Here is a 13,137-nt window from a genome sequence, read left to right as displayed (position 1 = left end):
ACTTCGCTCACAGCAGACCTTCAACCTGGTAAACTCGTCCGCTCCGTGCCAAAAGCGGACGTTATAAATTTCTTTTAGGGCAACCGAAAAAAGAGGGGTACGACCTATACTTGATTTGTATTTTAGATTACGCTTGCATCAGTATAAATTTAACCCAAGCTTACTAATTTCTTTTCTACGCATTCCAAAAATAACATCACCACTTCTAGAAATGAATGAAGCAATGCGTCGGTCATTGTCATCTACACCTTCCCAGAAGAAAGGGACATTATTGTTCATCAGACTTTCTGCAAAGGTTAAATGTGTTAACGCCAAGAAAATCCTAACAAAATTAGATGGCTCATTGAAATCCTGATTCAGCAAATGTAGTGTCAAATGTCTATTGAAGCTACCTTCATTAACACCTCCAGTTGGTTTATATATGACATTTTTAAAAAAAGATCTGGTTGAATTAATCACATCACACTGAGGGTTTAAATGTGTGAAAAAATCCACCTCAGTTTCAATGTCATAACCTTTGCCGGGATGCCAGTCAAAATTTGAGAGCTGCCGTTTTCCCCATGTAATAATGAGTTTTCTAATTTCCTTTTCAAATCTGTCTGCACTTGTATTTGTGTTGTCACCATCACAAAATTTTACAAGTAAGTTCCTCAATCCACCTTCAAAGACAGGGAAGAGCGACATTATAGATATATGATCATACCCCAAATAAAAAGCTTCTATAGCTTCAAAAATAATTGTCTTGTAGTTTTTTAGTGATTCGCTCTTTATAAAATATTTGTTGAAATAAGCAATTGCAATTTCTAATGAGAAATTTTCGAATAACCATTTATTTGAATTATCAAGCGGATTTTCACTTCTTTTAATTTCATGGATTGCAGAAGAAAGAGTGCCTTCTCCAATATATAGGGGTAATGCTATACCAAGTGAATTTGCATGCGACTGAATATTCGAACATCGTCCCCAATGTCTATTTAAGTACGATATTGGCCTTTCGGTAAGCAAGAAGTTTAAATCATCAATTTTAACTGTGAAAGAAGCATAACAAAGTTCACTTTTTGAGATTACTGGTTCTACGCTATGATTTCTCCTGAATTGATTTAGAATTTCATTCTCAGAGAGCTTGTCTAATTTTGATAAGCGTTTCAAAGTTGGCAGGAATTTTTCTAAATCTGACATAATAATCCTAAAAGTTAAGAATTAATCTTTACGAAAGATATCACATGATACTTTGATTAATTATACTATTTAATGGTATTTTTATCAGCACAGAACTAAGCGTAAACGTCCGCTTTTCGCTCAAAACCGCCCCTCGAATGCCGCCTATCAAAGCAATAAACCAGTACCATTAGCGATGGGCCAAAGGCGGTGAAGGGTTCACTGGGGAAAAACAGCGAGCCCCGCTTAAGAACGATCGAAAAAAGCAATGCGGACGATGAGCTTCACGATCGACTACCGGTAACAACACCGCTAATCTAGTAGCGACTTTTCACCTCCCAACCTCCCGCCACAACCCCGGCAACAGCGCCAGCGTCTCATCAATCAGCGTCCGTCGGTCATTGCCCGGCTTCCATATGGTCACCATGGTTTGGCTGATCCCCTGGCTGCCTACTTGGGTGCGCAGCGTGTTGACGTTTTTCCACCGTTCCGCATGCATATGCGTCGGCAGGAATCCCCAGCCGCAGCCTTGTTCAAGCAGGGCGCGCAGCATTTCCAGTTCGTTGGTAAATATTGTATGCCCTGAAATTTGCAGGCGGCGCGCCACCGGTTCGTCAGAGTCTGGGTGCATGATTACCTGCGGCGTGAGCGAGAGCTCCAGCAGCGAAAGCGGCTGTCCCGCGCCGGGGAAAAGCGCTTTGGCGGCGTAAAAATCCATCTCTATCGCCCCTAGGGCGCGCCACTCCATAGCGTCGCCCACGCTACGGTTGCGCGCCTGGCAGATGCCCAGATCGGCCTGGCCGTTTGCCAGCAGCCTTTCCGCTTCGTCGCGTGAGGCGTTAATCAGGCTCAGGCGCGTGTTTCGCTGGGCCATCGCTGCAATCAGCGCCTGCAGCAATGCGCGGGGCGTAAAGGGATCGTAGACCAGCGAGATTTCCTGCGCCGCGCTCTTGGGCACGTCTTTGGCAAACGCCTCAAACGCTTTCACCTGGCGCATCAACAGGTGTGCCTGGCGCTGCAGCTGTTCGCCTTCCGGCGTCAGGTGCAGGCTGCGCCCCTCGCGCAGGAACAGCGCATAGCCCAAGCCATCCTCGAGAAAATCAATCAAATCGCGCAGCGTCGTGCGGTCTTTGCCCAGCTTGAGCGCGGCTTTTGCCAGGCTGCCGTGCTCGGCCACGGCGGTGAAGGCTTCCAGTTGGGCAAAGGAGTAAATCAGGCTCGGCACGCGGTTCTCCCGTCGATTTTTCGGGGGATTTTCCCCCATCAGGCGTTTTTTATTATAGGCCGCGTTTTTTTAAGCTGAACGCCTTCCTGAGCTAAGCGAGAAAAAATATGAAAAGCAAAGTGTTTAACCGCAGCCTGCTGGCGGGCGTTGTCATCAGTCTTTGCAGCGGCCTGTTGGCGCCCGCCGCGCTGGCCGCCTGTGCGGGTACCGAACTCAGCGTCTGTCCCGCGCCTTTCGATGCGCAATTGCCTGACACGCACAAGATGCTCACCTGGAGCCAGAGCGACCGGGTGATCGGTTTTCGTAACGACTACCGCAACTATGCGGGGGATGTGTTTCACCACGGCAACGCCGTGCCGCTGCTGGCCGCCGCTAAACCGTTAACCGACGCCAGCTATCGGGTGAATGGCAAAACCTACAGCCTGCAGGATTACCTGCAGCGCCAGAACGTCAGCGGTATGCTGGTATTGAAAGACGGCAAAATCGCCTGGAAATATCTGGGGCAGGGTAATACCGACTCTACCCTGTGGACGTCGCGCTCGGTGGGCAAATCCGTGGTCGCCACGCTGGTGGGCGTGGCGATTAAACAGGGCAAGATCCGCTCGCTCGACGATCTCATCACGCAATACGAACCCGATCTGAAAGGCACCGCGTGGGACGGCGTGACCCTCAGGCAGCTGATCACCCATACCTCCGGCGTGGCGTGGAATGAGGATTACACCAACCCGAAATCGGACTTCGCGCAGCTGACCGAGTGTGAAGCCAGGCCCGGCACCTACGCCTGCGTGCGCAAGCTGGTGGCCGGTTTGCACCGCGCGCATCCGGCCGGGCAGAACTGGTCTTACTCCTCCGGCGGCGCGTGGCTGCTGGGCGACGTATTGGAACGCGCCACCGGCATGCCGCTGGCGGCCTATCTGCAGCAAAGCATCTGGCAGCCGTACGGCATGGCGAGCGACGGCGTGTGGCATGCCTACGCCAAAGGTCTGCACGACGTAGGCGCGCACGGCTTCAACGCCACGCTGGAAGACTGGGGGCGCTTCGGCGAATTTATTCTGCATAACGGGACGTTGCCGAACGGCAAACAGATCCTGCCGGAAGATTGGGTAGCCCAGTCGTCCAACTGGACGCTGGCGGCTGGCTCGGTGTCGGCGGCCCATCCTGACGGCATTTACGGCTTCCAATGGTGGAACAACGCAGTGCCGGTGAATGCGGCCAACGTGGAACCCGCCCCGCAGGCATCCCTCAAGCATTCCCTGTGGGCGCTGGGGATCTTCGGCCAGATGATCATGGTCAATCAGGCGGAGAATCTGGTGATCGTCCAGTGGTCTACCTGGCCGCAGGCGGAGCCTTCTTTCAGCGCCCAACCACTGGAGGCATCGCTGATGTTTAGCGCGATAGCGAAGGAACTACGTTAATCCCGCGGAGCGAGCAGGGGCGGTTGCCATTGCGCCCCTGAGCGGCATATTTCATGTCTTCGACGTCGACCTATCCATGCCGTAGGGTAGGGGAGTATCAATTCTCTACAGGTAGTGGAGGCCAGTCACAACCCTTTTTAATTAATAACTCTTTTATCTTGTTAATTTTCTCTTTATCTTCGTCATCTCCTACACCTCTATCTATAAAGCGCTGAAGCTGATTGCCCATAGTCCAACCAAACTTGCCTTTGATTTTACTATCTGCGCCTCTCTCTAACAAAAGAATTGTATGATCAAATGAATGAGAATCCAGTGAGTTTATTAACAAGGTATTGCCCAATGAGTCCCTTGTGTTTATATCCGCACCATAATCCAGCATCACCTTTAATGTTTCAGGGTTTTTCGCGTCTAATGCTTCGAATATAATTGGCTCGTTATGAACTTTATCTCTAGAATTCGGTGGTAACCCGCCATCCAACATTGCTTTTATCCAGACGTCTTTATCGCCCTGCAGGACAAACTCAGCTGGACTGCTTCCCCCTTCCGGTCTGGGTTGCAATGGGTCTGCACCTGCTTTAACCAAGTCAGTAATAATCCTCAGTCTTTTCGGCGTATTTTTATCGTAGATTGCGTTTAGCACCGACCAAAACAGCAGGGTCATGTCCGCCTTAACCGGTCGATTTAGTTCTTCCTTGCTTATAGAAGGAAGCTTCTCTTTCAGTTTCACCTCATCGCCATCATAAATCAGCTGTGCGATGTCCAGCTGCAGGCCTTCAAAAAAATCCTGTGGCTCATATTCCATGCTTTTGTTGCATCCTTGCACCATGAGGACAGTAAACAGCAGCGCTATTGTCATTATCGATTTGCTCATGTTTTCCCCTGAGAATGGTGACATCCTCGTCTCTTCAATCAGTTTTATTGTGTGGTCTATAGCGTGTTTATCGAAAACCAGATGCAATCTGACAGCCCAGGTATAAAAAATCGGCAGCTGTCAGATCTGCGTTGATGAAATTACTGTGTTTCCTTTGCTCCTTTCAAAAGCATGAGCTCGAGTATTTTCTTACACTGTACATTGTATTCTGAGCCATCTTGGCTGTCTTTTATTTGCCGATTCACTGCTGTTAACAGCGAAAGATTGTTTATATTTACCGGGTTAGGATTCGCACCCCGATTGAGCAGTAAGGTCATATGCTCAAAGGCTGAGCTAAAAAAAGCATCCATTAATAAGGTTTGTTGCAAGGAGTCTCTGATGTTTATATCCGCGCCATAATCCAGCATCACCTTTAATGTTTCAGGGTTTTTGGCTTTGATTGTTTGGAATACAATGGGCTCATTGAATACCTTATCTTTTGCGTTTGGCGGTAAACCGCCGTCGAGCATGGCTTTGACCCAAATCCCCTTGTCGGCTTTCATGACGAATTCCGCCGGGCTGCTTCCTCCCTCTGGTCTGGGCTGCAACGGGTCTGCGCCAGCTTTAACCAGGTCGGTTATTATTTTCAGCCTTTCCGGCGTGTTTTTATCATAGATTGAGTTCAACACCGACCAAAACAGCAGGGTCATATCTGCTTTCACTGGTCGATTCAGTTCTTCCTTGCTTATTGAAGGAAGCTTCTCATTCAGTTTCACTTCATCGCCATCATAAATCAGCTGTGCGACTTCCAATTGACGGCCTTCAAAAAAATCCTGTGGTTCATATTCCATGTTTTTTTTGCATCCTTGCATCATGAGAACAGTAAACAGTAACGCCATTGCCATTATCCACTTGCTCATATTCTCCCCCTGATAGTGGCGACATCCTCGTCTTTCTGATCTTCAATCAACTTTATTGTCTGGTCTATACCGTGTTTATCGAGCAGGGTTCCTGTCCCTCCGGTAAGAGTGTGCGGTATGCCAGCGGCATCAGGCACCGCCAGTGATGACCACTCTTTCAAGGTGAAAGGCAATGCTACGCCCCAGGGTTTTTGTAAAGAATCGGGTAGGGCATTTTTTATAAGCTCATAGTCACTTTCGTTATTAACCTCCTGTAACGTGGTTAATAGTTCTCCTTCAACTCGATAGGCCTGTATGTTCTTGGCTGAACCAATCATTTCAGCTCCGTATTTCCCTACAGTTCCATGATGCAGCCCGGCTGCATTAAACGTCCAGGCGGGTTTTCCACTGGTCATTGATGCAGCTGAGGCCATTCCCCCGCCCAATGAATGACCAGAAATATCGACACCGGAGGAGTTCTTTACTTGTAATCCTATTTTAACCGCCTGTTTATAATAGTCTGAGCTCGTCCCCATCCCCTGAGCACCATTATTTATCCAGTCATTCACATTTTTAATTCCTGACAAATCGCCCCTAAGGGCCTTTTTGGCGGCGCTGCCGATTCCCTCCGGGAATTCTGGCGCTCTTGATCCTCTGAACACGACTGTCGGATTCATCTCTTTACCAAAAATACTGTTGTCAGGTTGATATACCCTTGCCAAAAAATCCGGCGATTCATCTCTGTCGAAGAGCATATTTCTGTTTAGCCCAATTTTACTCAGGGCCGCATTATCGTTACTGATATCTTTCCAGCCCTCGGGAACGCCGAGTGTATCCTTTAGCGGATTCGTGGTCTTGTAGATATTCTCCGCCAGCTTTGCCTTCTCGACGGCGACATTGTTTGCCGCCAGGCGTTCCGAGGCGATTCGGGCGTCCGGGTAGATACTCCGTTGCCCGCGGCCAATGAGGTATTTTCGCTCCTGCCAGCGTTGCGCTTTGGTCAAGGGGCCAGACACGACCGACTGTGAGGCTCTTCCACCTTGCGCCGGGATATCCGGGCCAAGGGCCGGTTTGGCCCGCGTGACTTGTGCGGGGAAGACGGACGGGCGCGCCCGGCGGCCGCCATAAGACTTCACGGCCTCTTCGTACCGCTTCACTATCTTGTCCACCGGGTAGTTGGGCTCTTGTCTCCCCTGCGGTATCAGGTAGCCGTCGATGTCGGCGTAAAATGGCCCCATCGTCGCCAACACGCCGGGCCGGGTTTCAACCGCTACGACAACGCCGCTCATCAGGTCGCTCTGCACTCTTGCGCGCAGGTTAGAGCTTATTCCGTTTTGCGTAACGCCGACTTCACGGCGGATCCGTTCGCCACCGCGAAAACCAGAAAAAAGCGACAGAATGTCATTGTCCGGCATGTATGAAAGGCCGTGACAGGCGCTGGAAGGGCTGACTATACGGGGGAATTCATCAGGTGAAATAATATCATCGGCGATATACAGCAGTTTCAAACGGGAAAACATAGTGTGTCTCTTCCTTTGCTTGCTGCGTCTTGGCCTGTTCAGGCGGGCGCTCGCACTCCTTGCACTCGATGGAGCCCTGAGGGGCATGTTATCGAACGGCAGTCAGCGATAGCTAACGGCGCATAGGACACCAGATAAGGGATGATAACGGCTCAGGCCAATTTGTAAAGCCGGCCAAAGGTTAACCGGAAAGTTCTTGTTTTCCAAAGGCTGCTGCGGGTTTTTAACCCCGCCGATCAAACCGATAAACCAGCACTAACGCCAGCGCCAGAAGTAAAAGCGGCGGGGCGAGGGCGGTGAAGGGCGCGTTGAGGGCGAACAGCAACCCCAGATTGAGAACGATCTGGTAAGCGATGTAGGTCAGCAACCCGATGATGACGCCAAGCGCTAACCGGCTGCCCATGCCGGGGGCGCGTGGAGCGGTGAAGGTAAACGGGATGGCCAGCAAAATCATCGCCAGCACCAGCAGGGGCTGGCCGAGTTTTTTCCACAGCGCCAGGCGGTATTCGGTGCTGGGCTGCCCCGAGCCCTGCAGGTAATCGATATAGCGCTCCAGCTGTTGCAGCGAGAAGCTGCCGGCCGGCAGGGTCAGCTCTTTCAGGCTCGGCACCGCGAACAGCGATCGCCACGGCAGGCTGCTATGCCGCTCAATCGTCTCTTTTCTGCCTTGCCAGCTTTTCTGCATCACGTTGTGCAGCAGCCAGTTGCCGTCGGCGGCGGCGCTGGCGCTGTCGGCGTAAAGGTAAGATTCCAGCGCGCGGTTGGCCTGATAGCGGAAGATCTCAATGCCGTGGGGCTGGTCGTTCTCGTCGACGGTTTTGACCGTCACAAACTCGTTGCCGCGCCGCGCCCACAGCGGGTTCACGGTGACGTCGTTATCGTTCGACTGCGCCAGGGCGTTGTTCTTCATCTGCAGCGCGCGTTGCTGCAGCGGCGAGGCCGCCCATTCATCGAGGGCGCCGAGCGACAGGTTCATCAGCAGCCCGGCGGCGAGCATCACCAGCGCAATGCGGAATATCGACATCCCGGCGGAGCGGATCGCGGTCAGTTCCAGGGTTTTAGATAGCTGCCCCAGCCCGACGATGCCGCCGAGCAGCGCGATAAACGGCCCCAGATCGACCAGGCTGCGCGGCAGGGTCAGCACGGTCACCAGCAGCGCCTGCTGCCAGCGGTAGCCGCCCGGGGTCACGTCCTCCAGCTCGTTGATCAGCGTAAAGGTGGTGAACAGCGGAATGAGCAGCCCGGCCGCGGCGGCGAAGCCGATGAACACGTTGCGGATCAGGTAACGGCTAAAAATAGTCATCGGGAGGGTTTCCGCAGCAGGGATAAGTCGCGCGCCAGCAGCAGGGCGATGCCGGCAGCCATCGCCAGCGGCACCAGCCAAACGCCGGGGATCGTCGGCACAGAGCCGTTGGCCACCAGCGTGCGGCAAATGTTGCCGCCATAGAAAATCGCGGTAAACAGCACCGTCAGGGGCAGTAGCGCGGCGTAGCGCCCTTGTCGCGGCTTGATGCGGCTAAAGGGGATCGCCAGCAGCACCATCAGCACGGTGGTCAGCCCGCGGCTTTCGCGCCATTGCAGTTCGGCGGCGTCGCCCGGATCGGCGGAGCGCGCCAGCTCCGCCGGCGAGGCCGATTTGTGTCGGCTCTCGGCGCTGGGCACGAACGGCTTGAGCGCGATGTCGAAGTTGTCGTAGTTCTGCCCGTTGTCGTCGGTGCCCTGGCGATCCAGCACATAGGCGGTGCCGGTTTTCAGCCGCACGGCGGGACTGGCGGGGGAGGCGTCGAGCACCTCCACCGACTGCGCGCGGTACAGGTTGGTATGATGGCCGCCGCGCACATAAATCAGGGCGTCCGTCAGGTGGTTGGCCGTTTTGTCGACGTGATTGGCGAGGATCATGCGGCCGTTGCCGCTAACGTTGAATTTGTCGGCCTGCAGGTGGCTCACGTCCAGCACCGACTGCGACTCTTGCTGCAGCTGATAAATATTGGCGTACGCCCAGGGCCTGCCATACAGCGACAGCAGCGTGACCGCTATCGCCAGCGGCACGGCCAGTATCAGCACCGCCTTATACAGCCGCAGCGGGCTGGCGCCGGCGGCCAGCATGGCGGTGATCTCCGCATCGCTGTACAGCTGGCTGAGCGCCACCGCCACCGAGACATACAGCGCGACGGGCAATATCATCTCCAGCGCGATCAGCGATTTATAGAAAACCACCTCGGCCACTACCCGCAGCGCCAGCGTGCCGTTGGCGGCGTCGGTCAGGTAGCGCTGGGCGGAGTAGCTGGCGAACATAAAGATCAGAAACCCGGCGATCATCATCACCAGGCGGCGGATCTCAACCGTGATGTAGCGTTCAATCAAAGACATGCGTCATCGGCTCCCGGCGGCGTGCGCTTCATGGCGTCTCCCGCGCGATCAGCGCGCGCAGCAGGGCAATCACCTGATCAACTTCCTGCGGGGTGAGTGCGCCGTCCTTCGCCCACTGCACGCGCCCGGCCTTGTCCAGCACCACGATGGTGGAGCTCTCCTCCGGCAGCCACCAGGCCATGCGCCCCAGCCCGTCGCTGTCGACGATGAACTGCGCCCAGGGGTAATTCCGCTTGTTTTTCTCGATCTTGCCGCGCACGAAAAAGCCGGAGCCCGGTATCGCGTCGTCGGTGTTGACGATGGTGGTGGGCTGGAAGCGATCGCCCGGCAGGTTCGCGTCCTTGACGGCGTTGATCAGCAGCGAGTTCTTCTTCTTGGCGGAGGTGCGCCCGGCGATGTATTGGATCACCCGCACTTTGCCCGCCAGTTTTGCGCTGTTCCACGGCCGGTAGCTGAAATCGCCGTTGCGCAGCAGCAGTTCGCCGCGATCGGCGATGGCGATCGGCGCCACCGGCCGGCCCTGCACGAAGTTATGCGCGGATGCCGCCAGCGGCGACAGCAGCAGCGTGAAGATCAGCAAGCGACGCAACGTCATCATGGCTCCTTGCAACGCGCTTATCTGCCCGCCGCGACGGCCGGCGGGGAAAACGACAGCGGAAAGCGCGCCAGCAGCAGCTCCAGGCGCTGGCGAATGTCGATATCCAGGATCGCCGGCCGATCGTAGATATCGCCGCCGGCCAGCTTGTCCGCCACCATCACGTCGTGTCGGTCGCCCATCAGGCCGTTAATCGCCGCCAGGAAGCGCGAGATCTGCCGGGCTTCGCGATTGTCGGGGTCGATCGATCTCAGCGTGTCGTAAAACGACACCTGGCGGCTGACGATTTTGCGCACGTTGTGGAACTGGTGCCCGGTCAGCGCCGGGCCGGCGATCAGCGTCTGCAGCTGGCGCATTTGCTCCTGGCGGTAGGTGATAAAGCCCTGTGAGCTTTCCAGCCGGGTGTGGCGCAGCGCATAGCGCACGTATGACCATACCGGCTTGCTGAGCAGCAGCCGCAGCAGGTTGCCGTACAGCGTCAGGTTCTTCTGGTTGCCGTTGCGAAACGCGTCCTGAAAATGGCCGAGCACCACAGTGGTGGTGTGGAACAGGCGGTTGGCGCGGTGGGGCGCGCCGTACAGCTGCTGGGCGAAGCGCAGGTGCTTGTAGCGGGCGCGGATATATTTGTAGCGCATGCGGGTGGGCGCCGCCAACTGCGGATCTTGCAGGAAACCGTTCACCAGTTGCAGCAGCTCGCGGCGGGAAAAGCCGTCTTCCCAAAACTGCAGGCACAGCGCGTAGTTGTCCCGGATGCTCTCGGGGGAGCATTCCAGATCGATCTGCTGCGGCAGGCTGATATTCGCCTCAACCAGGTCGTCTTCTTCCACCGCGACAAACAGCGCCTGGGTGGTTTCGGCGGAGAACTTCTTCCAATTATCGTTAGCGGTCATTGATTACTCTCTTTGGGCGCATTCAGCCCCAACATAAAGCGATTGCGGTAGGCGCCGATCGTCGGTATCAGGGATAACAGAACGTCTAAACATTGCCCCAGTAAATAAGCGAAGGCGGCACCCTGCACGCCGAAGGCATACGCCATCGACACCAGCAGCGCAATGTAGGCCGCCGAGGCCGTCGCCTGCGCGATCAGGAAAGCGCGCTGCTTGCCTGCCATAAACAGTAAGGATTCCTGCGGGAAGCCCATCATGGAGACGATGATCGCGCCCAGCATGATTTGAATCAGGTCATAGGCTTCCAGGTATTGCTGCCCGAACACCGCGGAAATGAGCGGTTTACCCACCAGCAGCATCAACACCGCGACGGCGAGACCGATGCCGCCGGCCAGCAGCGAGGAGCGCAGGCCCAGCAGCCACGGGGTCTTGGTGCGCGGATCCAGGCGCATGATCTCCGGATAGAAGCTTTTCTCCAGCAGCTTGGCCGGGGTGCCCGTCGCATCGAAGAAGGTCATGGCGATCTTGAACAGCCCGGCGGCGGCCGGCCCGAGCACCACGCCCACCAGCACGGTGGTGCAGGAGTTGCGCGCGGCCCAGATGGTATGGGCGATGTTGGTGGTCCAGACGAAGTTCCAGGCGCCCTCGATACGGCGCGCGACGTTGAACAGCCGTGGCCTCAGCGCGCCGTGGATATCGCGGCGGCGCAGTTCGCGCGCGGTGAACCACCAAAACAGCGTGCCGCCGATCAGGTTAGAGGCGTACCAGGTGACGATAAAGCCGGGGAATCCCAGATCGAAATAATAGGAGATGACGCTGCCCACCGCCTGCAGGAACGGCTTGATCGCCTGCTGGATGGCGATGAGATCGAAGCGGTTGAAGGCGCGCAGCACGCCGGTCGGCGTGGACGAGGTCATCGACGGGATCAGGGTGCAGTACAGCATGGCGAGCCAGAAACTTTCGCTGTCCAGCCCCAGGGCGTGGGACAAGAACGGCAGCATGATCATGCCGCCCAGTACGGCGATGACGCCGCTGGCGATATCCAGCCCGAAGGAGAAGGCGACGACGTCGCGGAAGCGCCCGGTGTTTTGATGCTCCAACGCCGGGGTACCGAATTGCACCACAAACTGCCAGGTCTGGAATTTGATGAAATCGCTGACCGCTTTGGTATAGGCCTGGATCACCACCAGCACGCCGAACATTTCAGGCGACATGCCTTTACCGGCGCAGGAGAGCGCCAGCAGGCCAAGCAGTGCGCTGGCCACGCTGCCGGAGCCTAAGTAGGCGGCATTACGTAAAATGGAGCGAAACGCGCCATCGGAAAACCACCGTTTCATAACCCAAACCAGCCGTTATCGTTGTTTTGCTGCATCTTGTGTTCCGCTGTCATGCGCTTGCCCTGTATGCGTTTAATAAACCTGAGTTTCTTCGCCGGCGTTTTCGCCGGGTTGCCCGATGTCGCTCTGTGGGCGCTTCGCGGGGTTCACCACGGCCGAAATGGCGTTGAGCGCGTTGCTCAGTACCTCGTCGTAAGGGGCTCTGGCGTCCAGCTCGATGAGGCGCGCGCCGTTGTATTGCAGGCGCACCATGGCGGAAATCTTGTCTTTCAGTTCTTCATAGCTGTGATCGGGCTTGCGGGAAAACGCCGTATCGACGTCGATATCGAGGCGAATGATCAGCGCCGGCCGATAGACGGCCATGCGTTGATATAAACGGCGTTCGCGCGCCGCCAGGCGGCTCAATAGCCAGCCTTTTGCGCGCTCCACGCCGATACCGGGCCCGTCGTAGTAAAAACCAGAAATTTCCGCCTGCGGGTAGCGATCGCTGATCACCAGCACGCCGCTCTGCGCCAGCCGCCGCACCTTGCGCAGGTTGGAGGCGCGCCACAGCGAAAAGCCGTACATGATCAGCGCCGCCCACAGCGCCGGCGGCCTGTTGCTCATGCGTTGGGTTTTATCGGATTTGGCCGCCAGGCGCCGTTCCAGCCACACGCCGATGAACGGCAACTTCTTGATTTTGTCGCCGTCTTCGCCGGAGATCAGCCCTAAATAGCGCCGCTGCGTGGGGCGATGCTGCTGCAGGTTTTTCACCAGATCGGCGGTCAGAGTGGACTTGCCCGTGCCGTCGCTGCCCACCACGGCAATCAGCCCGCTAATGCAGGTGGAAGAGGAGTGCTGTTCGGCAGTGAGTTTATTTTTTTTCATCTGTTTCGGTACGA

At 55.6% G+C, this 13,137-nt stretch carries 12 protein-coding genes; 1 reads left to right on the top strand and 11 read right to left on the bottom strand.

Going from position 1 to position 13,137, the window contains the following annotated elements; translation table 11 throughout:
• Positions 1-138: 138 nt before the first annotated feature.
• Complete coding sequence (locus tag REA38_RS02505; RefSeq protein ID WP_308884867.1) at positions 139-1,179, bottom strand: hypothetical protein; 1,041 nt, start codon at positions 1,177-1,179, stop codon at positions 139-141.
• A 310-nt stretch (positions 1,180-1,489) separates the two neighbouring features.
• Positions 1,490-2,383: a LysR family transcriptional regulator gene (locus REA38_RS02500; protein WP_308884865.1), complete on the bottom strand. Its 894-nt coding sequence runs from the start codon at positions 2,381-2,383 to the stop codon at positions 1,490-1,492.
• 107 nt (positions 2,384-2,490) lie between these two features.
• Between REA38_RS02500 and REA38_RS02495 the strand changes: the two genes are divergently transcribed.
• Positions 2,491-3,798, top strand: coding sequence for a serine hydrolase (locus REA38_RS02495; protein ID WP_308884864.1), 1,308 nt, complete (start codon positions 2,491-2,493; stop codon positions 3,796-3,798).
• 97 nt (positions 3,799-3,895) lie between these two features.
• Here the strand turns inward: REA38_RS02495 and REA38_RS02490 are convergent, their stop codons facing one another.
• From REA38_RS02490 to REA38_RS02450, 9 genes are all read right to left on the bottom strand, one after another.
• Complete coding sequence (locus tag REA38_RS02490; RefSeq protein ID WP_308884862.1) at positions 3,896-4,669, bottom strand: ankyrin repeat domain-containing protein; 774 nt, start codon at positions 4,667-4,669, stop codon at positions 3,896-3,898.
• Positions 4,670-4,809: 140 nt separating this feature from the next.
• The gene (locus REA38_RS02485) at positions 4,810-5,568 is read right to left on the bottom strand and encodes an ankyrin repeat domain-containing protein (RefSeq protein WP_049202126.1); all 759 of its coding nucleotides are present in this window, start codon (positions 5,566-5,568) and stop codon (positions 4,810-4,812) included.
• On the bottom strand, positions 5,565-7,067 hold the full coding sequence (locus tag REA38_RS02480) for a phospholipase (RefSeq protein WP_308884860.1): 1,503 nt from the start codon (positions 7,065-7,067) through the stop codon (positions 5,565-5,567). Before REA38_RS02480 ends, REA38_RS02485 begins: the two co-directional genes overlap by 4 nt.
• Positions 7,068-7,290: 223 nt before the next feature.
• Entirely contained in the window at positions 7,291-8,370 is a 1,080-nt protein-coding gene (gene lptG, locus REA38_RS02475) for an LPS export ABC transporter permease LptG (protein WP_308884859.1), read from the bottom strand.
• Positions 8,367-9,437 carry an LPS export ABC transporter permease LptF gene (lptF, locus tag REA38_RS02470; RefSeq protein WP_308884858.1) on the bottom strand — a complete coding sequence of 357 codons (1,071 nt, stop codon included), beginning with the start codon at positions 9,435-9,437 and terminating at the stop codon, positions 8,367-8,369. Before lptF ends, lptG begins: the two co-directional genes overlap by 4 nt.
• Before the next feature lie 28 nt (positions 9,438-9,465).
• Positions 9,466-10,032, bottom strand: a complete 567-nt coding sequence (locus REA38_RS02465; RefSeq protein ID WP_308884857.1) for a YtfJ family protein — start codon at positions 10,030-10,032, stop codon at positions 9,466-9,468.
• 20 nt (positions 10,033-10,052) lie between these two features.
• The gene (locus REA38_RS02460) at positions 10,053-10,922 is read right to left on the bottom strand and encodes a hypothetical protein (RefSeq protein ID WP_308884855.1); all 870 of its coding nucleotides are present in this window, start codon (positions 10,920-10,922) and stop codon (positions 10,053-10,055) included.
• Entirely contained in the window at positions 10,919-12,256 is a 1,338-nt protein-coding gene (locus REA38_RS02455) for a lipopolysaccharide biosynthesis protein (RefSeq protein ID WP_033655209.1), read from the bottom strand. Before REA38_RS02455 ends, REA38_RS02460 begins: the two co-directional genes overlap by 4 nt.
• A 72-nt stretch (positions 12,257-12,328) precedes the next feature.
• On the bottom strand, positions 12,329-13,123 hold the full coding sequence (locus tag REA38_RS02450) for a hypothetical protein (RefSeq protein WP_308884852.1): 795 nt from the start codon (positions 13,121-13,123) through the stop codon (positions 12,329-12,331).
• Positions 13,124-13,137: the final 14 nt, after the last annotated feature.

Origin of the sequence: Serratia sp. MF1(2023), assembly GCF_030954545.1 — a bacterium.
GTDB classification, from domain to species: domain Bacteria; phylum Pseudomonadota; class Gammaproteobacteria; order Enterobacterales; family Enterobacteriaceae; genus Serratia; species Serratia sarumanii.
This window is presented reverse-complemented; position numbering and strand designations above follow the sequence as displayed.